At 35.1% G+C, this 20,221-nt stretch carries 21 protein-coding genes; 2 read left to right on the top strand and 19 right to left on the bottom strand.

All coding sequences use genetic code 11. The features are described from left to right. Positions 1–84: 84 nt before the first annotated feature. From CHELV3228_RS08770 to CHELV3228_RS08755, 4 genes are read right to left on the bottom strand one after another with little or no spacing between them, the layout of a single operon-like run. The gene (locus CHELV3228_RS08770) at positions 85–1,722 is read right to left on the bottom strand and encodes a flagellar hook protein FlgE (protein ID WP_082200624.1); all 1,638 of its coding nucleotides are present in this window, start codon (positions 1,720–1,722) and stop codon (positions 85–87) included. A gap of 3 nt (positions 1,723–1,725) precedes the next feature. Beyond that, positions 1,726–2,616, bottom strand: coding sequence for a flagellar basal body rod modification protein (locus tag CHELV3228_RS08765; RefSeq protein ID WP_082200623.1), 891 nt, complete (start codon positions 2,614–2,616; stop codon positions 1,726–1,728). Between the two features lie 46 nt (positions 2,617–2,662). Beyond that, positions 2,663–4,570, bottom strand: a complete 1,908-nt coding sequence (locus CHELV3228_RS08760) for a flagellar hook-length control protein FliK (RefSeq protein ID WP_082200622.1) — start codon at positions 4,568–4,570, stop codon at positions 2,663–2,665. A gap of 9 nt (positions 4,571–4,579) precedes the next feature. Beyond that, positions 4,580–4,912 carry a hypothetical protein gene (locus CHELV3228_RS08755; protein ID WP_082200621.1) on the bottom strand — a complete coding sequence of 111 codons (333 nt, stop codon included), beginning with the start codon at positions 4,910–4,912 and terminating at the stop codon, positions 4,580–4,582. A 130-nt stretch (positions 4,913–5,042) separates the two neighbouring features. Between CHELV3228_RS08755 and typA the strand changes: the two genes are divergently transcribed. Both typA and CHELV3228_RS08745 read left to right on the top strand, forming a co-directional pair. Then, entirely contained in the window at positions 5,043–6,851 is a 1,809-nt protein-coding gene (typA, locus tag CHELV3228_RS08750; protein ID WP_082200620.1) for a translational GTPase TypA, read from the top strand. Further along, positions 6,845–7,483, top strand: coding sequence for a poly(A) polymerase (locus CHELV3228_RS08745; RefSeq protein ID WP_082200619.1), 639 nt, complete (start codon positions 6,845–6,847; stop codon positions 7,481–7,483). Before typA ends, CHELV3228_RS08745 begins: the two co-directional genes overlap by 7 nt. On the opposite strand, the gene CHELV3228_RS08740 is transcribed toward CHELV3228_RS08745, so the two are convergent. The 15 genes from CHELV3228_RS08740 to ccoO all read right to left on the bottom strand — a co-directional run bounded on the left by CHELV3228_RS08740 (position 7,480) and on the right by ccoO (position 20,211). Then, entirely contained in the window at positions 7,480–7,902 is a 423-nt protein-coding gene (locus tag CHELV3228_RS08740; RefSeq protein ID WP_082200618.1) for a PepSY-like domain-containing protein, read from the bottom strand. The genes CHELV3228_RS08745 and CHELV3228_RS08740 overlap by 4 nt on opposite strands. 103 nt (positions 7,903–8,005) lie before the next feature. Further along, positions 8,006–8,650 (bottom strand): HAD family hydrolase, encoded by a 645-nt coding sequence (locus CHELV3228_RS08735; protein WP_082200617.1) that lies wholly within the window; start codon positions 8,648–8,650, stop codon positions 8,006–8,008. After that, the gene (locus tag CHELV3228_RS08730; RefSeq protein ID WP_082200616.1) at positions 8,647–9,597 is read right to left on the bottom strand and encodes an OmpA family protein; all 951 of its coding nucleotides are present in this window, start codon (positions 9,595–9,597) and stop codon (positions 8,647–8,649) included. Before CHELV3228_RS08730 ends, CHELV3228_RS08735 begins: the two co-directional genes overlap by 4 nt. A gap of 33 nt (positions 9,598–9,630) precedes the next feature. Further along, entirely contained in the window at positions 9,631–10,023 is a 393-nt protein-coding gene (gene rpsI, locus CHELV3228_RS08725; protein WP_004276650.1) for a 30S ribosomal protein S9, read from the bottom strand. Between the two features lie 2 nt (positions 10,024–10,025). Then, a complete protein-coding gene (rplM, locus tag CHELV3228_RS08720) occupies positions 10,026–10,451 on the bottom strand; it encodes a 50S ribosomal protein L13 (protein ID WP_002785866.1) in 426 nt (141 codons plus the stop codon). A 78-nt stretch (positions 10,452–10,529) separates the two neighbouring features. Next, complete coding sequence (locus tag CHELV3228_RS08715; protein WP_082200615.1) at positions 10,530–11,810, bottom strand: adenine-specific methyltransferase EcoRI family protein; 1,281 nt, start codon at positions 11,808–11,810, stop codon at positions 10,530–10,532. Beyond that, the gene (locus CHELV3228_RS08710) at positions 11,807–14,557 is read right to left on the bottom strand and encodes a RecB-like helicase (protein WP_082200614.1); all 2,751 of its coding nucleotides are present in this window, start codon (positions 14,555–14,557) and stop codon (positions 11,807–11,809) included. The genes CHELV3228_RS08715 and CHELV3228_RS08710 overlap by 4 nt, the downstream gene beginning before the upstream one ends. Further along, a complete protein-coding gene (locus CHELV3228_RS08705; protein ID WP_082200613.1) occupies positions 14,554–16,911 on the bottom strand; it encodes a PD-(D/E)XK nuclease family protein in 2,358 nt (785 codons plus the stop codon). Before CHELV3228_RS08705 ends, CHELV3228_RS08710 begins: the two co-directional genes overlap by 4 nt. Continuing rightward, positions 16,908–17,474: a hypothetical protein gene (locus CHELV3228_RS08700; RefSeq protein ID WP_082200612.1), complete on the bottom strand. Its 567-nt coding sequence runs from the start codon at positions 17,472–17,474 to the stop codon at positions 16,908–16,910. The genes CHELV3228_RS08705 and CHELV3228_RS08700 overlap by 4 nt, the downstream gene beginning before the upstream one ends. Continuing rightward, positions 17,467–18,087 (bottom strand): hypothetical protein, encoded by a 621-nt coding sequence (locus CHELV3228_RS08695; protein WP_082200611.1) that lies wholly within the window; start codon positions 18,085–18,087, stop codon positions 17,467–17,469. Before CHELV3228_RS08695 ends, CHELV3228_RS08700 begins: the two co-directional genes overlap by 8 nt. Beyond that, the gene (locus CHELV3228_RS10110) at positions 18,084–18,185 is read right to left on the bottom strand and encodes a hypothetical protein (RefSeq protein WP_115588781.1); all 102 of its coding nucleotides are present in this window, start codon (positions 18,183–18,185) and stop codon (positions 18,084–18,086) included. Before CHELV3228_RS10110 ends, CHELV3228_RS08695 begins: the two co-directional genes overlap by 4 nt. Further along, positions 18,182–18,403, bottom strand: a complete 222-nt coding sequence (locus tag CHELV3228_RS08690; protein WP_115588780.1) for a DUF4006 family protein — start codon at positions 18,401–18,403, stop codon at positions 18,182–18,184. Before CHELV3228_RS08690 ends, CHELV3228_RS10110 begins: the two co-directional genes overlap by 4 nt. Next, positions 18,400–19,278: a cytochrome-c oxidase, cbb3-type subunit III gene (gene ccoP, locus CHELV3228_RS08685; RefSeq protein ID WP_082200609.1), complete on the bottom strand. Its 879-nt coding sequence runs from the start codon at positions 19,276–19,278 to the stop codon at positions 18,400–18,402. Before ccoP ends, CHELV3228_RS08690 begins: the two co-directional genes overlap by 4 nt. Continuing rightward, entirely contained in the window at positions 19,278–19,541 is a 264-nt protein-coding gene (locus CHELV3228_RS08680; RefSeq protein WP_082200608.1) for a cytochrome c oxidase, cbb3-type, CcoQ subunit, read from the bottom strand. Before CHELV3228_RS08680 ends, ccoP begins: the two co-directional genes overlap by 1 nt. Before the next feature lie 4 nt (positions 19,542–19,545). Beyond that, complete coding sequence (gene ccoO / locus CHELV3228_RS08675) at positions 19,546–20,211, bottom strand: cytochrome-c oxidase, cbb3-type subunit II (RefSeq protein WP_082200607.1); 666 nt, start codon at positions 20,209–20,211, stop codon at positions 19,546–19,548. Positions 20,212–20,221 lie beyond the last annotated feature (10 nt).

Genomic DNA, 20,221 nt, shown 5'->3' with positions numbered 1-20,221 from the left:
AAAAATTATTAAAAACTTTCACAAAGCACTAAAATGAAATATTTTTAATGGTGAATTTATATAAATAAGCCCTATTGTTAGGACTTATTTTTTCATATTGATGGCTTTTTGTATCATTTGGTCGCTTGTTGTAATGCTTTTTGAACTCGCATCAAAGGCTCTTTGTGTAACGATGAGATTGGAAAGCTCCACACTCAAATCCACATTAGACTGCTCCAAAAAACCTCCCTTAAAATTAGCAGTATTAACAATTTTGCCATCTTTCATCACAAAACTCGCCTCCCCACTATTTCCCGTAGCCGCGAAGATATTATCTCCCATAGCCATTAAGCCTTGTTCGTTGATGAAGTTATAAAGGGCTATTTTTCCTACAGATACGGTTTGTCCGTTACTAAATTGAGCTATTAAATCACCGCCATTACCTATGCTATATTTATCAAAGAATCCCTCTGCTATACCATCGTGTTGAGTGATGACATTTTTATCTTTTCCTGCTTGGACATAAATTCCACTATAGCCACTTCCCGCTATATTAGGGTCGTAAGGCGTTCCTAAGTCTATATTTATAGTCCCTCCATTTGGATTATTCACGCTTTTAATGTCGTTGCTTAGCAATGCTCCGTGTTCGTTAAAGGTCAAACTTCCCTCAGTTGGTTCCCCCACAGCTTCACCAGCAGCATTATAAATTTGTGCTGTGGCTTTATAAACCATAGTATCACCCACTTGAGGCAAAACGCGTTCTAGGGTTAGTCTCAGAGTGCTTTTACTACCATCAGCATTATAAATGGGAGCTTCTAAAACATCTTTGTTGGCTTTTTGCTGTTCGGTGCTTATTTGTGCGGATTCAAGTTTTATGGAGTCTGAGTCTAAGCCTTTTAAGTCAAGCTCATTACTGACAAAATTTAAATCCTTATCCAAAGTTGCTTCAAAGCTTTGTTTTACGCCGTTTTTATCGACAAAATTAAGCAAAATTCTATCATTTTCTTTTGCGCTAAAAATTTCATCTTTACTTACGCTACCACTTACTTTATATTTGCCATCGGCAGTTTTTTCTACTTTGATTTTATTAGTATCCAAGTCAAGCGTTACGACCTCTGTTTTTGTGCTAGTATCCAAATTTCCTTTCCATATTACATTTTGTGTAACTTTTGGTGGAAGATACATATTTAAAGGCACTTGTAGCGGTCCTTGCGAACCTGTTGTTCCTAAGCCAAATGGGTCGCTAGAATTAACCGTAAAGCCACTATTAACAGGCATTCCAGTATTTAAATGGTCTCCCATAAGTCCCGCTACTCTATCGCTATATGTGATACCTTGAAAGGCTGGATTCATCGTTCCTAATACGAAATTTCCATAAGAATCTACCAAATAGCCATTTGCATCGCGTCTAAAAGCTCCATTTCGTGTATAATAAGGCATACCATCAGCACCCAAAACACCAAAAAAGCCCTTTCCTTGTAAAGCTACATCAAATTCCCCCTCACTTGCCACAGGAGAACCTTGCTCAAAAACTAGCTTTGAAGATGCTGAGGTCGAGCCATAGCCCCCTTGAGCTGGGTTTGTGGATTGTGAAGTAATGGTGCTATAAAAAACATCTTTAAATTCCGCGTTAGAATATTTAAAGCCTGTAGTATTGACATTTGCTATATTATTTGCACTAATGTCAATACCAAAGCTGTTGGTTTTAACACCATTTATTCCATTATAAAACGAACTCATCATAGCTTAAGCCTTAGGATTTTCTGTTTCAGGTTTTTCCTCAGGTTTTTCCTCAGGTTTTTCCTCAGGTTTTTCCTCAGGTTTTTCCGTGCCGCCTCCAAATTTATAATCCGTAATTTCTCCAAGCTGGTCAAATGGCACTTCTTGTCCTGCCATTTTTGCGTAAGCTATCCCCTCTTTAAAGACAACGCCCTCGATAGGGTATGTTCCGTAATTTGCGGTAATTTTCTCACCTTGTTGGTTGTTATAGACTATTTTCACTGTGTATTCGCCATCACCTGCATAAACGCCGTCATTATTTCTTCCCGGCCACTCCATAGTAAAGTGTCCTGCTGAAACTTCCTTGCCCTCGCTCGCTTTTTCCGTATAAACAAGCTTATTATCTTTATCATAAACTTCTAGTGTGATACCATCTTTATTAGAAGCTTCTGGTAGATACATTTTAAGAGCGATAATTTCATCCGGACCTGTTAATTTGATTTTGTTATCCGCAATGGTTCCCATTTTACCAATAGCTCCTAAAGCACCGATACTTTGGCTTGTTCCCATAGCCGCTGAGAGTTTTTCCATTTGCGCGACCATTTGCTGCATAACATTATTTGTATTTTGCTGCATTTCAAGGGCGGCAAGTTGTGAAGTTTGCGTAAGCATTTTATCACTATCCATAGGGTCAGTTGGATCTTGATGCTGCATTTCTATTAAAAGAAGTTTTAAAAACGCATCTTTATCTAGCTCTGCACCTGGGTTACCTTGATTTGGAGTTGTAGGCTTTTGTGTATCCTCTGTTTGAGGTTTATTTTGCCAGTTAAGATTAGGGTTCCAGTTTTCCTCAGGTTTTTGCCGAGTACCACCGCTTCCATTTTGCCAGTTTAAATTAGGATTCCAACTTGTTTGCATCTTTCACTCCTTTGTTTTTTATAGTTTTAGCAATAACTGTTCCACTTTAAAAATATTTTGCTAAAACAAGCTCTAAATTTATCTTAGGGCTGCTTTCCTCATCAATTTTCTCATCATAGTAGTGAGATTTTGACTTCTTTTCTTGCTGCTGTTCTCTTTTGCCTTGCTCGCTAAAATTCATTTCAAGTCCTGTAAAGCCCATATTTACAAGAGAATTTTTAAATTCGGCTTGGTGCTGGATAAATAAATTCATCGCGTTAGGATTTGAGTTAAAATTGATATGGAGGTTCGCCCCTCTTTGCACTAAAGTAACTTCAACTTCGCCTAAATTTGACGGATTTAGTGTGATGCTAAGCTTAGTAATAGGTGCTTTATACTGCTCCATAGCCTCTTTTAAATCCTGAGAGAAATATTGCAAGGTTTCTTTTGGGGTTACAATTTTTTGGTTTTGATTTACCCTGCTTAAATCTTTCACAAGATTATTTAAATCCTCCATACTGGATTTTTCTACATTGACATTTTCACTTTTTTCTGTCGCAACGAATTCTTTGTTTGTTTCTTTATTTAAAAGCTCACCAAAGGCGTTTTCATTGTTTTTATTTTGCACGATTTTTGTCAAATTTTCGCTTACAACCTTCATTCCCTCGCTATTGACACGGTTTAATTTCATATCTTTAAGGCTTTCTTTGCTTAGGTCTTTTTGCACCTCTTTTATTATTGCTTCTTTTGCTGTCTCTTTTGGCATTTCTTTGCTATTTAAGGTCGCATTTAAAACAGCTTCTTTGAGGGGAGACTTTGTTTTTTCTTGAGTATTTAGAATTTCTTTATCCAGCACTTCCTTCAAAGGCTCTTTTTTATTGACAAAAGTTTCTTTTTTATTTTCTAAATTGACCTCTTTTATCGTTTCTTCTTTCACTTCCTTCAAAGGCTCTTTTTTATTGACAAAAGTTTCTTTTTTATTTTCTAAATTGACCTCTTTTATCGTTTCTTCTTTCACTTCCTTCAAAGGCTCTTTTTTATTGACAAAAGTTTCTTTTTTATTTTCTAAATTGACCTCTTTTATCGTTTCTTCTTTTAGTGCGGGGCGAGTCTTTTTTTCATCGTTTTCGCTGATTTTAGTTTTTTTAGAAAATCCTTCTAAAATTTCGCTGAAATTTTCATTTTTATGGTTTTTCGTGTTGAGCTTTATCTCTACTTCTTCATTATTTTCTTTCTTGGATTTATCCTCTTTTTTGATGAGAGTGTCTAAATTTTGTAAGGTTTTAGAAAGCAAAGAATTTGCTTCATTTGTTTTTTTAGGCACTTTGTTATTTGTTTGTAAATTTTTATCTAAGTTTTTTTCTATGTGGGCAAGTTTGTTATTTAAAATTTCTTTAAAAACATTATCAATCGCCCCTTTAAAAAACTCTTTTTTATCCAAATTTGGAAAAGTAGCCTTTAAATCAAGCAGCCTATCAACCTTAATATCCCTAACCTCAAGCCCCATATCTTTAGCTAAGTCCAAAAGCTCTCCAAGACTATTGGCATTTTTAAGAGCGTTGAAGTTATTTTCATTTTTGATGAGTTGTAAGAGCGCATTGTTGTTATTGTTAGCAAGGTTGGCTAATTTTACATTTGACATATCCGTTTTTAATTTGTCAAGAACCGATAAAATTTGCATTAAAGAGGCGGATTCAAAAATGCTAATTTTATCTCCCTCATCGAAATTACCAACTTGTAGCTTGCTCATCACTTCGCCCACAACTTCTGCTTCGCTTATTTTCATATGCTGAGGCAAATGCTCATTTGTCTCTTCAATGGAGGCTAGTAAGGAATTTAAAAAGCTTTCTCTTTCATTATCGCTTGAAGCTTCTTCTTTTTGATTATTTTTTACATTTTTGCTAAAAGAAGCTTGGTTTGTATTCTTACTAGGAGCGAGATTTAAAACCTCGCTTTGTGGGGCTAAGTTTGACATTTTTAATCCTTAGTTGATTTTTAAAAAATTATCCTTTGTTAAAGTTGGAAATTTTTCTTCTAAATAGGAATTTTCATAAACTTTTATCATCTTATCTTTTTGCAAAGAGACTAAAATATCCAAAAGTTCGTTTAAATCTTTTGCTTTTGAGATTTTTTTAAAGTTTTTTTCATTTTCTAAAAGCTCACTCAATTCGCCTGAAATTCTTGCCATTTTATCGTTTTCTTTACTTTTTAAAATTTCTAGTAAATTAAGAACTTGTAGTAATGTTTCGCTTTCCCTTGCTAGACATTTCTCATTAAAAACTTCGCTTAAAAGCACTTCGTTAAGTGGTTTTGACATTTTGTATCCTTTCAAAATTAAGTCTTGCAAACTTTAAAGCAAAAAGTATTCCAACTTTGCTATAAGTTAAATTTAAATCTTTAAGCAAAGTTTTTATATAATCAGCACTTTAAATTATTTGGGAGCAAAAATGGAAAATATAAGAAATATCGCCGTTATAGCACATGTTGACCACGGAAAAACAACTATGGTTGATGAGCTTTTAAAGCAGTCAGGCACTTTTAGCGAGAGAGAGCAAATCGCAGAACGCGTTATGGATAGTAATGATATAGAAAAGGAAAGAGGCATTACCATACTTTCTAAAAATACTGCTATTAACTACAAAGGAACGAAGATTAATATCATCGATACCCCAGGACACGCCGATTTTGGTGGTGAGGTTGAGCGTGTTTTAAAGATGATAGACGGGGTTTTGCTTTTGGTAGATGCTCAAGAAGGCGTTATGCCTCAAACCAAATTTGTGGTAAAAAAGGCTTTACAGCTTGGCTTAAAGCCCATTGTGGTGATAAATAAAATCGACAAACCAGCCGCAGACCCTGAAAGAGTGATTAATGAAATTTTTGACCTTTTTGTCGCTTTAGATGCAAATGATGAGCAGCTTGACTTTGCTATCGTTTATGCAGCAGCTAAAAACGGCTATGCAAAACTTGATTTAAATGATACAAGTGATAATATGGAACCGCTTTTTAAAACCATACTTGAACGCGTTCCAGCCCCAAGCGGAGATAGGCAAAATCCTCTTCAACTTCAAGTTTTTACTCTGGGTTATGATAATTTTGTTGGTAAAATAGGCATAGCAAGAATTTTTAATGGTGTGGTAAAGAAAAATCAATCTGTAATGCTTGTCAAAGCTGACGGAGAAAAGGTAAATGGTAGAGTTTCTAAGCTTATAGGTTTTATGGGTTTGGAAAAAATGGATATTGAGGAAGCAAGTAGTGGGGATATAGTCGCCATTGCAGGTTTTGAAACCCTAGATGTGGGCGATAGCATAGTATGCCCTAATAATCCTATGCCTCTTGACCCTCTTCACATCGAAGAGCCGACTTTAAGCATAGTTTTTGCTGTAAATGACGGACCCTTAGCAGGCACCGAGGGTAAGCATGTAACCTCCAATAAAATTGCCGAGCGTTTGGAAGCTGAAATGAAAACAAATATAGCGATGAAATATGAAAGTAGCGGAGAAGGTAAATTTAAAGTCAGTGGTAGGGGTGAGCTGCAAATCACCATTTTAGCGGAAAATATGCGTAGAGAGGGCTTTGAGTTTTGTATGGGGCGTCCTGAAGTTATCGTTAAAAATGAAGACGGAGTTAGAACCGAGCCTTTTGAGCATTTGGTCATCGATGTGCCAGAAGAATTTAGTGGTGCAGTGATAGAAAAGCTTGGCAAAAGAAAAGCCGAGATGAAAACGATGAGCCCCACAGGAGATGGACAAACAAGGCTTGAGTTTGAAATCCCAGCGCGTGGGCTTATAGGCTTTCGTTCGCAGTTTTTAACGGACACTAAAGGCGAGGGTGTGATGAATCATAGCTTTTTAGAATTTCGACCTTTTAGCGGAGCAGTGGAAAAAAGAGCAAATGGTGCTTTAATCTCTATGGAAAATGGCGTGGCTTTGGGCTATTCTCTTTTTAATTTGCAAGATAGAGGTGTGCTTTTTATCGAGCCGCAGACTAAGGTTTATACAGGGATGATTATAGGGGAGCATAGCCGTAATAATGACTTAGATGTGAATCCTATCAAGGGTAAAAATCTTACTAATGTTAGGGCAAGTGGAAGCGATGATGCGATAAAGCTCGTGCCACCTAGAAAACTAAGTCTTGAAAGGGCTTTAGAGTGGATAGAAGAAGATGAGCTTGTCGAGGTAACGCCTATTAATGTGCGTGTGAGAAAGCGTTATCTTGACCAGGCGCAAAGAAAGAGAATGGAAAAAAGCAAATCTTAATGCTAAATTTGGAGACGCAGAGATTATACCTTTTAAAACGCTTAGGCGTTTTAAAATTCTTAAGCGTGATTGAAGCTTTGCTTGTGGGTTTTTTAGCTTTTGTTTTTATAAAAGATGTGATGATAGCTTTTGCTTTGGCTATTTTTGTGGGTGTTTTTTTCTTTCGTTTGACGAGCAAAAGACTCATCAATGCTAAAAAAGAGCTAGAACTTAGCATTTTAAATTATTTTTTAGCACGACATAAGGCGCATTTCACTAAAAAGCGTCTTTTGCAAGAGGAATTTACAAGACTTGAATTAAGCGAGAGTTTAAAGGAATTTCGTTGCGGAGAGGGGATTAAATTTAAAGCTTTTACCCTCTATGATGTAAAATTTAAAGATGAGCTAGGACACTTTTTTTGTGGAATTTGTTTAATGGCTCATCAGGCTATAAATGGTGGAAAAGAAGAGCAAATTTATCAAAAATTAAAAGAAAAAAGCTTTGAAATTTCAAGTTATTTTGCTAGAGATAAAAATGCTTTAATTGCTTGTTTGCAAAATCCTTTTTTTGTAGATTTTAAAAAAAGTGTAGAGGAAAATTTGAAAACAATGCAAGGGAATTTAGAAAAGCTAAATTCCCTTTTTAGCGACTAGTCGTCAAATTTCTGCCCTAAGATATTGCCATTGAAGTCCGCATAAACTTCCATATTATTATTAAATTTAAATTTGTATCCGTTGATTTCTTTTTCTACTTGAATGATTTGTGCGTTTGGTTGGCTTACTTGCACTTTGCTGACAAGAACAGAAGGTAGGAAGCCAAGCGGGATAGCTTTGTATTTACCATCGACATCTTTCCACTCTCCATTGATGACAAAATCAATTTCCGTGCCATCGGTTAAGGTTACATCGTAAGAATCTAGGTCTTTCTTTACAAGTCCTATGCCTACACCTTTAAAATGAGTGTTTAAAAAGCTTTGAGCGTTGGCTGGAAGCTGACTTGGCTGGATAACTATATCTTGTGCGTAAAGCACACCTGCACTTAATAAAGCTGCTAGAGCTAATTTTGTTTTCATTTTGTCTCCTTGAAAATTAATTTAGAGAAGTTTAACATTGTTTTGTGAAGTTAATGTGAAGTTATAAAACATTAGATGAAATAGCTTTTTATAAAAGATAATATTATAAATTCTTTATAAATTTAACTGCTTCATAGGCATTATCTTTAATGCAATCGCTGTGCTTTTGTAGGCTTTCAATGCTTTCATAACCACAACTTAAAGCAATGTGGGAAATTTCAGCGGCTTTAGCTGCTAAGATGTCAAATTGTGTATCGCCTATCATAAAAGCGTGAGTTTTGTCTTTATTTAATCTTTCCAAAGCTGTTAAAATAGGCTCTGGATGAGGTTTGGGAAATTTGACATCATTACGCCCTATTATGGTTTTAAATAAATGTCCCACGCCTAGAAAATCTAATAAAGGTTTGGTAAATTGCGAACCTTTGGTCGTAACGACAGCTAAATCCGCAAATGTGTCAGCTAATTCTAACGCTTCCTTTGCTAAAGGCAAAAGTGTGGTTTGCTCTAAATAAATTTTATGGTATTTTTCTCTATAAAAGTCGATAAATTGATTTGCGAGATAGGCTTTATCTTGATAAAGCTTGGAAAACATCTCATCAAGTGGAAGCCCTACCAAGCTCTTAATATCCTCGTCCAAGCTCGGCTCCAAGCCAAGCTTTTCAAAGGCAAAATAAAAAGAATTTAAGATGGCGGGAGTTGAATCTATCAAAGTGCCATCTAAGTCAAAAAGAAGGGTTTTGCCTTTCATTGAGCTAAGAAAAATCTTGCTTCAACTCTTCTATTATCCGCTCTACCTTCTTTTGTATCGTTACTTGAACGAGGTCTATCCTGTCCGTAACCTTTTACTTCAATGCGTTCTTTTTCTATACCAAATTTCATAAGCTCATTTGCAACTCTTTGAGCGCGTTTTTCTGAAAGCTTTTGATTGTAAGCTCTTGAGCCTGTGTTATCAGTATGTCCCTCTAAAATCGTATTGTATTTTTCATTTTCATCTAAAACTTTAGCGATTTTTTGAATTCTTTCTTCAAAGGCTGGATTTAGAGTTGTTTTATCAAATTCAAAATGTCCCTCTAGGCTAATAGTCCTTTCACAACCATTTTCATCAAGTAAAGCACCCTCTCTTGGTTGCACTGGGCTAATTGCTTTTGTTTTAGAGCTACTTCCACTTACAGCACCATCTTTTGAGCCACCGAAACCAAAGCTTACGCCAAGCGTTGAAACCCAGTTATGATTTGCTTCGTGGAAATTGATTTGGTCTCTTGTTTCAAGTCTCAAAGCCAAAGAGTCGCTTAGTCTATACTTTACACCAGCACCATAGTGTCCAAAACCACCACTTTCATTGTCAAATTGTTCGTTAGAAAATCTTTCATAGCCACCACCAGCTAAACCATAAAAATAGAATTTCTCACCCACATCAATGCCCTTAATCGCACTCAAAAACACCTTTGTGATGTTTGTTCTATCGTTGTTAGCATACTTTACGCTAGAGTAGTGCTCCAAGCCAAGCTCAAGCTGGTCAAGCCAAAAATCATCAAAATGATAGCCAAGTCTCACACCCGGTGCAGCCCTATCATCAAGGTCTAAATTTCCCTCAAACACATTGTAGTTAAGGGTAGGGGTGATTTCAAATTTCACATTATTATCAGCAGCAAATAAAACACTTGCTAAACCTAAACACAAAAGAACTTTTTTCATAAGATATTCCTTAAAAAATAGTTTAAAATCAAATTAACGCTTAGAAAACTGCGGACTTCTTCTTGCTTTTCTGCGTCCGTATTTCTTACGCTCCACGCTTCTGCTATCTCTTGTTAAGAGACCTTGCGGTTTAAGCAAGGCTCTAAAGTCTGCGTCCATCGCTGCTAAAGCCCTTGAAATTCCGTGTCTTAAAGCTTCAGCCTGTGCAGAGTAGCCCCCACCTAAAGTTGTCGCACGGATATCCATAGAGGCTTCTTGTTTTGTTACAAGTAGAGGTTGCACGACTTTAAGTTTAATCGCCTCGTGTCCTCCAAGCCAAGTGTTTAAATCCACTCCATTGACGCTTATTTTTCCACTACCAGCTTTTACCCAAACTTTAGCGATAGCGGTTTTTCTTTTACCTGTTGCGTATGTTGCTTTTGCCATAATTATTTTCCTTCTTTAGCAATTTGTGCGGTATGCGGATGCTCACTACCTGCGTAAATTTTAAGTTTTTTAAGCATAGCTCTGCCTAAGTTTGTTTTAGGAAGCATTCCTCTAACAGCGAGTTTATAAAGCTTTGCAGGATTTTTTTCAAGTAAGTCTCCAAATTTCTCACTTTTCACACTTCCAAAATAGCCTGAATGTCTGTGATAAAGCTTATCTTCAGCTTTATTTGCCCCTGTAAAAACTGCCTTTGAAGCATTGATAATCACCACATAATCCCCACAATCCACATTTGGAGTAAAGCAAGGCTTATTTTTACCTCTTAAAATAGTCGCCACCTCTGTCAAAAGACGCCCAAAGCGTTTGCCCTCAGCATCTAAAACAATCCATTCTCGTTTGACTTCGTTTGGCTTTGTTATCTTTGTCATTTTCTTACCTTTTGCCAAAAATTTTTAAAAAGGCAATTATAATAATATTTTCTTTAATTTAACTTAATTTAAGCTTTTTTAAAGCTTAGTTTTTGATTTTTGGATAAGTACTCTGGCGAATTTTTCTTTTCCATCGATATATGGCACATATTTTCTTTTATAAATTATTTCGTATCCACACTCAAGCACACCGTTTAAAATTTGCCTTGTAGAAACAGCAAAAGGTCTATCATAATCATTTGGTATATAGCTATTATCCACTAAAAGTGTACCGCTATCATCATATCTTTGATACACATCAGGGATTTCATCTAGGGGTGTGAATTTTAAATGCTTGATTTTAGGGCGGTCTTTAATAGGAAAATTGGTGAAAAAATGCCCCGCCGCTTGTACTTCTATCCTTTTGGGATTTAGATATTTATCAACGCGATTATACCCTGCCCAAGCTTTTTTATCGGCAAAGTGTGAAATAAAGCCCGTGTTAATGCAGTTTGTAATGTTTGAAACAATGATAAATTTCTTTTTGCTTTTAATTAAAATATCCCAATACTCCACAGCCCTTGAAAAAGGCGGATTGGTGCAAACGATGTTAGCTTCCTCATTGAGAATTTTAAGAGAAAGCTCAGAGTCAAAACTCCCCGTATAGTCCTTTGGTGTTTCTACGATTTCACTTACTCCTTCTTTAGTGAAAATATAGCCTTTTGTCCCCGCGTTAAACAAATCCACTTTACCACCATAATGGGTGCAAATGAGTTTTTTAAGCTTAAGACGAAAGAAATGCTTTAAGAAATACAAGGCAAAAGCAGAAGAGTCAGTGTAGTCTCTTTTAACTCCTATGGCATCATCGCAGTTGCAAAAGACGACTTTATCTTTCCAAATTTTAGCTGGATACATTGAGAGTTCTTTCTCCACATCCTCCATACGCGTATAAAATTCATCGTCTTTTACTCTCATCGCCTTATCTAGCAAAGTCTTTCTAGTAACACCTCTTTCTTTCATACTTGGCACTGCTTTTGGCTTTACGATATTAGGCTTTTTAGGCTCTTTAAAAAGAACTTTTTTAAGAAAATGTTCGCTTGATTGTATGAAATCAATATACATATCAAATAAGCTTGGATTATAAAAATAAATTTCTCGGCTTTTTTGTTCTCTTAGGTGAGAAAAATTATTTTTAATATCTTGCTCTAAGGCTCTCATATCATTCACCTCGGCGGCAAAAAGATAAGAATAAGAATTTTCAGCTGAAATTCCCGTAATGGAGTTGTATTCTTTCAAGCGGCGATTTAAATCGTTTGTAATGCCTATTTTGCATTTGCTAGGCTCTAAACTTCCCTGTGCGATGTAAATATACTGCTTCATTTTTGCTCCAAAATTTGAGTCTCATTTTCTAGGCAATATACCAAAAAAGCCTTTGTGTTTTGCTTATTTAAAATTTCTTTAATGGCTTGTTTGTAAAGCGTGATTTGCTCGGTATTTTTAGTATTAAATTCACCTGTTTTATAATCAATAATCACGGCTTCATTTTCATCTAAAGCGAGTAAATCGAGCCTTTTTAATTCATTATTAAAGCTCAAGCTCTGTTCTTTTAAAAGCGTTTTGTTTTTTAGTAGGGCTTTAAATTCTTCATTTTGTAATAAATTTTCTATCCTTTTAAAAAGCACTTCAAACTCGTTTTCATTTAAAAAATGGCGGAATTTATCCCTTGTCTTTTGCTTGACGCTTTCTAAATTTTCTCCGTGTGGGAGCTTTAAGCTTTGCATACAAAAGTGAAAGGCATTTCCAAAGTGAAATTCATTTTGCGTTTCGTTTTTTAAAACGCTTTGAAGTGGGACTTTAACAAATTCTTTTAAAGCATTTTGAAGCTTTTGTTCTTCGTCTTTAAGCTGTGTGCTTTCGCTCTCAATTGCGCCGATTTCGCAACACTCTAAATTTAAATAAGCTCCGCCGTTAAAATAGCTTGGATAACTTCCATTTACAAATTCTGGGTTTTTTTTGATGATGATGAGGGCTTTTTTAGCCCTTGTGAAAGCGACATAAAGCTGGTTAATCTCATCTTCAATTTCTTCTTTTTTTATGTCTTGCAAAAAAGCAAGATGGAGGCTATCATTTGTGAGTTCGCGGATTTTATCTTTAAGCTTTATTTGCCAACCTTTGGCAATGTCGTATTCTAGCAAGATATTATCGCTTTCATTTGGGGCTTTTGAGAGTTTATCAAGTAAAATGACATTGTCAAATTCCAAGCCCTTAGACTTATGCACGGTCATAATGCTCACTCCAAAGCTTTGCTCACTTAAGATTTTTTCAGGGCAGGGGGTAAATAAAAGCTCCATAAAATTGCTTTTTTGCTTGGCATATTCTAAAAATTGTAATAAGGCTGTATCGGCTAAATTTAGCTTTAAATTTTTGATGAGGTAAAGGACATTTTGCTCACTACTTTTTGCTAAATCAAGCTTAAGTTTTGTAGGCTCAAAGCCTAAAAGCTCTTTGATAAAATGAAGATAAAATTCATCGCCAAAAAGGCAGTATTTGGCAAATTCAAGCACCGCCCTTACACTGGCTTTATTTTCAAGTAAAATATTACTTTCGGTGAAAGCGGGGATTTTGTGCTTTTTTAAGAAATCTAAAATTCTATCTGCGTCATTATTTGTCCAGCATAAGATGCAAATTTTTTCGTGTAATACGCCCCTTTGCACTAAGAAATCAAGCTCGTTTTTTAAAGCTTCTAAGGCTTTTTTCTTGATTTCTTCGCCTTGCTTTCGTTTTTTTTCTTCTTCGCTTTGCACCACACGCACGAAGCCTTTGTTTTGATTTTGTTCTAAGACCTTTTGTGGCGTGAAATTTTCAAATTTATCTTTAAAATGCAAATTGACAAATTCCACCAGCCTTTCTAAAGAGCGGTAATTTGTGTCTAGACTTTCTTTTTCAATCTGGCTAAAGGTATTTCTAAGTAGGTCAAAAAGCTCTTTTTTGCTCTTTCTAAAGCGGTAAATGCTTTGCTTTTTGTCCCCCACATAAAAAAAACTCCGCTCTTTTTTCACACCCTCTCCGCTTACAAGCTCGGTGATAATGGGCTTTAAAATCTCATACTGCACCACGCTCGTATCTTGAAATTCATCAATCAAAAGATGACTAATGCGTCCATCAAGGCGAAAATAAATCATCTCTTTTAAATCGCTTTTGATGAGTTCTAAAACCCTGCGGCTTGCATCGCTAAAGCTTAAGGCATTTTTTTCTTTATGTAGGTGATTTTTAGCCTTTGTAAAAAGCTCTAAAAGTCGCATTAATTTTGCTATTTTAAAGTTTTCAAATTCTATGGCGTAGAGGTTTGAAAGGTGTAGAAAATGCTCTCTTTTTAGACACAATTTTTCATCTTCGTTTGCGAAATCTTGCAAGTATTTTGTCGTTTCAAATTTTTTCATAAAAGTGCTACCTAAAAAGCTTTTTAAGTCTAATTTTTCACTTTTAAAATTCGCACTTAGTTTTTTGTCATTAAGGCTTAAGCAATATTTTCTTAAATCCAAATAAGCCTCTTCAAGCTTTGATATATCTGGGAAATTTGGCAGGGGAAGTTCTTTAAAATAAGCGTTTTGATAAAGATTTTCAAGCTCTTTGAAAAAATCTTCTTTTTTGTCAATTTCAAAAATGTATTTTGCTAAATCTTTAAGTTCTTCGCGTGAAAGTAGTTTAAAAAAAATCGCCCTAATGTCGTCTGGGTTTTCTTTTATACTAAAATCGCTCATCAAGCCCAAATTTAAAGCAAAAGCGCGTAAAATTTGAGAAAATAAAGAATCGAAAGTATAAATTCTTAATTTTTGTCTTAAAAACTCTTCTTTTCTAGTGTCCCTTAAAGCAATGAGTTCATCTTTATTTTTCCCTAAAAGTCTGCAAAGCTCTTTTAACTCCGCTTCTTTTTTTTCAAAATTTAAAAAGCTTTCAACCACTCTTTTTTGCATTTCATTGGTAGCTTTTTTAGTGAAAGTTATGGCTAGGATTTCGTTGATTTTAGCACCTTTTAAGATGAGAGCGACAAAACGCACACTTAAAGCAAAAGTTTTCCCACTGCCAGCACTCGCCTCCAAGGCTAAAAAGGGCTTAAATCCACTCATTTTAAATCCTTTTCGTAAAGAAGTCTGTAAGGACAACAATCATTTTTTTCATTTTCAAAAAGCACTTCTTCTTCACCCAAAAGCTCACCCAAAAGCTCTTTTAGCTCTTCGACATTTTTGTGCTTTTCACCCTCTTTTAGTTCAAAATCATTTAAATCATAAAAAAACGCCGCCGCTTTTTCATCATATAAAAGCTTATAAAAGGCAAGTTGATAGGATTTTTCGCTAATTTTTCCATTTTTATAATCTAAAATCATCTTTTCTAAAAGCTTATTTTCATCAATGCGGTCAATTTTGCCTGTGAGTTTGATTTCTCGCCCTTTAATATTAATGTTTTTATTAAGCTCAAGTTCTAAGAATTTAACCTTATAGCCCTCTTTAAAATGCTTTTCCTCACTCTTGGCAAAATGCTTAAATTTAAGCTTTAAAAGCTCTAAGTCAAGTGAATTGATGTTTGCCTTTTTAGCCTCATCTTCAAGCAAGGGTATAAAGAGGTGTTCCTTAAAGTTTTCATTTTTTTGATAGTAAAGTTCTAAAATTTTATGGATAAAAATGCCTAAATTTTTCGCCTTTTGACCTTCATCTAAGGCTCTTGGCTCTTTTAAATTTAAAATGTATTTGTAAAAATAGGTGCGTTTAGAGTGTAAAAATAAGTTAAGCCTTGAAAAAGAAAGTGGAGTACTAAAAAGATTATGTTTGAATTGAGGTGATGGAATGGGGCTCAGGTTGATTTTTTTCGCTTCGTAATCTAGCTTTAAAGCGTTTAAATAGGCTTTTTGGTCAAATTCCTTAGTAAAATCAAGTTTAAATTCAAGCTCTTCTAAAAAACGACTTTTGCTTTTTTCTTCATTTTCCACATAAGAGAGGCTGATTTTCTTAGCATTTGTAAAAAGCTGCTCGTAATAAAATCTTTGCAAATTTTCTCTTTTTTCATAGCTGATAAGACCCGCTTTTTTACGCACTTCATCGTTTAAAAACATTTCATTAATGCTTCTTTTAGGGATAAAATCCTCGTTAAAATCCACGACAATCACCCCGTCAAAACTAAGCCCCCTGCTTTCCAAAATCCCCATTACAGTAACAGCTCCGCCACCAACATAGCTTTGCTTAAAAGAAGAAATTTGGATAAAGAAAAGCTCCAAAAGCTCTTTAAGGCTTAAATTTTGATTGTGAAGTAAATTTTTAATGAAAAAAAGCTCTTTTTCCACAAAAAGACTAAGTTCGCTTTTTTCGTTTTTTAAAAGTGTTTTGATGAAATTTTCAAAATAAAAAAAATCGCATTTTTGATGAAAATTAGCTTTAAATTCTTTAAAATCAAGCTCAAAATAATGCAAAAGACTATTATGTAAATCAAAATTTTGTGCTTCGCTAAAATAATCTTTCAAATCACAAAAATTAAAATCCTCCAAATTTGCACTCTCGTAAAGGCTTTTTAATTTTTGATAAAATACACTTTCTTTAATGCTGATACCGTTAGCGTAGTTTAGAGTGTTATTTTTATCCAAAAGGCGTAAAAAATCACAAAAGTCCTCATCAGGCGTGATAATGACTATATCTTCAGGCTTTAAACCTGCTCTTATGAAATTTGAAATTTCATCTAAAACAAAGGCAACTTGCAAACTTCTAAGCTCGAAATGCTGCACCTTAATAAATGCACTTCTTGGCTTTAAAATTTCTTCTTTTAATAAGCAATTTTTGCTTATATCAACTTCATAAAAGCAGTTTTCTTTTAGGTTTAAATCTTTTAAAAATGGTAATTCTTTGAGGTAAGAAAGATTAAATTTGCTTGTTTTAAAGCAAAAAATGAGCTTTTTATATTTTGCAATTTGCAAAAGTAAAGAAAGCTCAAAATGACTTAAAAAGCCCTCTAAATGATAAATGATTTCTCCATAATCGTCTAAAAAATCTGTATTTAGCGTGTAAGAAAGTGGCAAGGAAAGCTCATCGTATAAAGTGGCTTCTTTTAAAAGTTTTAAATAATTTTGAAAAACGCAGTCTAAAATTTCTAAATGCTCATTATAGTTTGTGTAATAATCACTATCTTGCAAGTCTTTAATTGTTTTATTTTCTAAAACAAGCTCTTTAAAAAAGGAAAAAAGGTATTCGTTATTTTTTAAAAAAGCAAAAAATTCCGTAGAAATTCCAAGCTTTTTTTCTAAATCTTTGCTTTGTTTGCAAGCTTTTTGCATTAGGAGTAAGCGCTCATACGCACTTGCCCTAAAGCCCCTGACAAAGCAAATTTTTTCTAAAAATTCTGCCACACCTATGGCTTGATTTATAAGAGCATTTGAGCTTTTGCACTTCTCGTAATATTCCCTAATCTTTCTCGAAGAGCTAAAAATATAGAGCTTCATTGCACAAAAAATTCAAAACTTTTAAAGCCTAAAATTTCTTCGTTTTCAGCCTTAACTTTAAGCTGCCATCTGCCTTTTGCAAGAGGTGGTAAAATAAAGGAATAAATTTTTGTATCAAATTTAGCTCCAACAATAGGCACATTTACCACTCCATATTCTTCAACGCCTTGCAAAAAAGCATCATTTTCGTTTGTGTGGGGTCTGGTAAGCTTGGCTGTTAAATTCACATCTTTAAAGTCAAATTTGCCTTTTTGCTGTTTGATTAGAAGTAGAGTAAGGTTTGAATCTTTTAGGATATAAGCTTTTTTATCGCGTTTTGTGTCAATGACTTGCTCTTTAAGCTCCCTATCGTCAAGTTTTAGGGCAAAATTTTTATCAAAATTATTTTGTTTTGTTTCAAGTTCGTCGTAATTATCTTTAACTTCTTGATAAGATAAGAAAAAGCTATCATCTTCATAAACAGGATACTGACTTGCAAAAATAATCGTCGCGATGCAAGCTAAAACTATGGCGAAAATGGATAGTAAAATTCCATAGGGCCAAAAACTTTTCTTTTTATCCAAATCGTCTCCTTTTTGTCTCTTGGCTTTGGTGTCTTTTTTTCATTCTTCTTTGGGTGTAATAAAGCAGAGCAAAGCAAATAAAGCCATAAAGTAAAATGCGAAGGATATTTAGCGTATCTCTATTGGCGTTACCTATGGAGTTTTCAAGTTCTATTTTGAAATACCTTGCAAGTCTATCGGCTATATCTGCGTAACCATTTAAAAGAGCCGCATTGTAAATATCACCCTTTTTGGACGCTAAAATAGGAAGTATCGTCCCTGTGCCAGCATATGGGCTTAAAACTGCCTCTTTGTCAAAAAAGCTTAAAGCTTCGCTAGAGCCTACTATATCAACTTTATGCGATTCTTTGGAAAGAACGAGCAAAACGCTAGGTTGAGGTAAATCTTTTTGCTTTTGAGTTAAGCTTTCAAGTGAGATTTTATCACCTACGGCTAGAGCTAGGAAAATGCCTGTTTTTTCATATAATTCTTTGCCGATGAGATTGATTTTGCTGCTTACTTTTTGGCTTAAAACATTTTCATTATAAATAACCGCGTCCAAAGCAAAAGAAGAAATGGGAGCAAAAAAAGATAAAAAGATGGCTAAAAAGCCATCTTGGAAAAATTTTTTCATCCTATGTTAAGATGATTTATGGTTAAAACAGACCAAGCTGTAACCACAGCACTGACTATTAAGCCGATAACAATTAAATATTCAAGTGTTTTGCTCATTTTGCGTCCTTTATAATCATATGCTCTTGCTCTTTAGAGCCTATCATTTTAACTGCTTGCGGATTTTCAAGTTTGTAAGGTTTTTGCATTACATCTTGCTGTGCTTTAATGCCCCAAATCGTAAGTCCAGCCAAAATCGTAAGCAATAAGATTGTTGCTATAAGCATTCCTGTAACACCTGAAAGTGAAAACACACATCGATTAGTATTTTCCATCATTCACCCCTTGAAAGAGAAATTATATATTCGCCAACAGCTTGTTTTTGAATATTACTTAAAAGGTCGCTATTAAACTTAGGCATAGAGCCGATAGCACCATTTTTACCTCTATTTAGCACTTCAACGACAAATTCAGCCGAGCCATATTTTGTTAAATCTGGCGCCATTACTTCTCCACCTATAACTCCTGTGCCATCTTCGCCGTGGCAGGTTACACAAGTGGCAAATACCTCTTTACCTTTAGCAACTAAGTCCTCATTTGCTGTTTTTTTAATCGCAGAAATTTCTTTCGCAACATAAGCTGCAATGGCTGGGATATCTTCAGCTGCGATGCCTAAATCCGTCGCAGGAGACATTTCTCCCATAGGATATCCCATACCTTTAGAACCCTTAGTGATGACATCTACAAGTCCTTCTTCAGAACCCCAAAGATTTAAGTCTTGTGCTTTACCATTGATACCATCGGCTGTAATTCCGTGGCACTGTGAGCATTGCACTAAAAATAAATTCTCACCCATAGCAACTTTGTCTTCTGCAGAAAGATTTTTAAATTTTTCTTCAAATTTCGCTGCGTGGGTTGCAACTTCTTCATTATACTCGCCTATTCTTGAGTAGGAATTTAAAGGATAACCCCATATAAAATACCAAATCGCCCAAACGATAGTGAGAAAAAATACAACCGCCCACCCAATAGGTAGAGGATTTTTATATTCTCCTATGCCGTCCCAGTTATGCCCACTAAGCTCCGCATTATCTTTTTTTTCTTTCATTTGTTGGAACATTCTAGCTATCACCACAAGTGTGATTAAGATAATAAGAATCGCACCAATCAAAGACAAAAGATTTATATTATCTTCTAAATTTAACCACTGCATTAAGCACTCCTTTTATTTTCTAAAATACGGTCACCAAGTTCATCATTTAGAGCGAGGTCGGCATATTTTTCATAATTTCTTTCGCCCTTTTTCTCGCTTCTATAAAGATGAAACCAATACGCATATAAAACTACCACCAAAAAAACCACAAGGGAGAAAAAGCCATAGCCTTGAAAAATCTCCCATTCGTGTTTTTCTATACCGGACAAATTAAAGCTTAAAAGCTGTCCTATCACGCCAAAAAAAATCTCTAAGTCTTGCATACTTTTACTTTAAGCTATTTAGATAAGCTATCAAAGCGACAATTTCTTTGATTTCTCCCTTAGCAAAAGCATCTTTAACTTCTTGATTTTTCATTTGTTCTATGATAGTTTCTGCTTGAGCTTTAACTTCCGCCTGTGCTTCTTCCCAAGTGCCAAGTTTAGTTTGTCCTTCTACATCATAAGGGACATTGAAAACTTTTTTCACTGTGAGTGCTTCTGCGTAGGCTGTTTCGATGTCGGCATTATTACTAAACATATGTTTGTATGCAGGCATAATAGAACCAGGCACAACAGAAGTTGGGTCTAGCATATGATTTTCGTGCCAGTCCGCCGTTCTATAATTTCCCACGCGTGCTAAATCTGGTCCCGTTCTTTTTGAACCCCAAAGAAATGGTCTATCATAAGCAAATTCGCCACTAACAGAATACATACCATACCTATCTGTTTCGGACTTAAATGGGCGGATAAGCTGAGAATGGCAAGCATTACAGCTATCTTTGATATAAACTTGTCTTCCAGCAAGTTCTAAAACGGTGTAAGGTTTTTTGCCCTCAAGTGGTCTTGCATTATCTGCAAAATTTGGTAAAACTTCGACAATACCCGCATAAGCAATTACAATAAAAACTGCCACAGCAAAAAAGAATGGATTTTTCTCTAACCAAGCAAACATTATTTCTCCT

The organism is Campylobacter helveticus (assembly GCF_002080395.1).
Taxonomy (GTDB): Bacteria; Campylobacterota; Campylobacteria; order Campylobacterales; family Campylobacteraceae; genus Campylobacter_D; species Campylobacter_D helveticus.
The sequence above is the reverse complement of the archived record's forward strand: the minus strand, read 5'-3'. Positions and strand labels throughout refer to the sequence as shown.

Coding starts and splice junctions, on each gene's coding strand:
- CHELV3228_RS08770 (WP_082200624.1), bottom strand. CDS start 1,722: ATGATGAGTTCGTTTTATAATGGAATAAATGGTGTTAAAACCAACAGC.
- CHELV3228_RS08765 (WP_082200623.1), bottom strand. CDS start 2,616: ATGCAAACAAGTTGGAATCCTAATTTAAACTGGCAAAATGGAAGCGGT.
- CHELV3228_RS08760 (WP_082200622.1), bottom strand. CDS start 4,570: ATGTCAAACTTAGCCCCACAAAGCGAGGTTTTAAATCTCGCTCCTAGT.
- CHELV3228_RS08755 (WP_082200621.1), bottom strand. CDS start 4,912: ATGTCAAAACCACTTAACGAAGTGCTTTTAAGCGAAGTTTTTAATGAG.
- typA (WP_082200620.1), top strand. CDS start 5,043: ATGGAAAATATAAGAAATATCGCCGTTATAGCACATGTTGACCACGGA.
- CHELV3228_RS08740 (WP_082200618.1), bottom strand. CDS start 7,902: ATGAAAACAAAATTAGCTCTAGCAGCTTTATTAAGTGCAGGTGTGCTT.
- CHELV3228_RS08735 (WP_082200617.1), bottom strand. CDS start 8,650: ATGAAAGGCAAAACCCTTCTTTTTGACTTAGATGGCACTTTGATAGAT.
- CHELV3228_RS08730 (WP_082200616.1), bottom strand. CDS start 9,597: ATGAAAAAAGTTCTTTTGTGTTTAGGTTTAGCAAGTGTTTTATTTGCT.
- rpsI (WP_004276650.1), bottom strand. CDS start 10,023: ATGGCAAAAGCAACATACGCAACAGGTAAAAGAAAAACCGCTATCGCT.
- rplM (WP_002785866.1), bottom strand. CDS start 10,451: ATGACAAAGATAACAAAGCCAAACGAAGTCAAACGAGAATGGATTGTT.
- CHELV3228_RS08715 (WP_082200615.1), bottom strand. CDS start 11,810: ATGAAGCAGTATATTTACATCGCACAGGGAAGTTTAGAGCCTAGCAAA.
- CHELV3228_RS08710 (WP_082200614.1), bottom strand. CDS start 14,557: ATGAGTGGATTTAAGCCCTTTTTAGCCTTGGAGGCGAGTGCTGGCAGT.
- CHELV3228_RS08705 (WP_082200613.1), bottom strand. CDS start 16,911: ATGAAGCTCTATATTTTTAGCTCTTCGAGAAAGATTAGGGAATATTAC.
- CHELV3228_RS08695 (WP_082200611.1), bottom strand. CDS start 18,087: ATGAAAAAATTTTTCCAAGATGGCTTTTTAGCCATCTTTTTATCTTTT.
- CHELV3228_RS10110 (WP_115588781.1), bottom strand. CDS start 18,185: ATGAGCAAAACACTTGAATATTTAATTGTTATCGGCTTAATAGTCAGT.
- CHELV3228_RS08690 (WP_115588780.1), bottom strand. CDS start 18,403: ATGATGGAAAATACTAATCGATGTGTGTTTTCACTTTCAGGTGTTACA.
- ccoP (WP_082200609.1), bottom strand. CDS start 19,278: ATGCAGTGGTTAAATTTAGAAGATAATATAAATCTTTTGTCTTTGATT.
- CHELV3228_RS08680 (WP_082200608.1), bottom strand. CDS start 19,541: ATGCAAGACTTAGAGATTTTTTTTGGCGTGATAGGACAGCTTTTAAGC.
- ccoO (WP_082200607.1), bottom strand. CDS start 20,211: ATGTTTGCTTGGTTAGAGAAAAATCCATTCTTTTTTGCTGTGGCAGTT.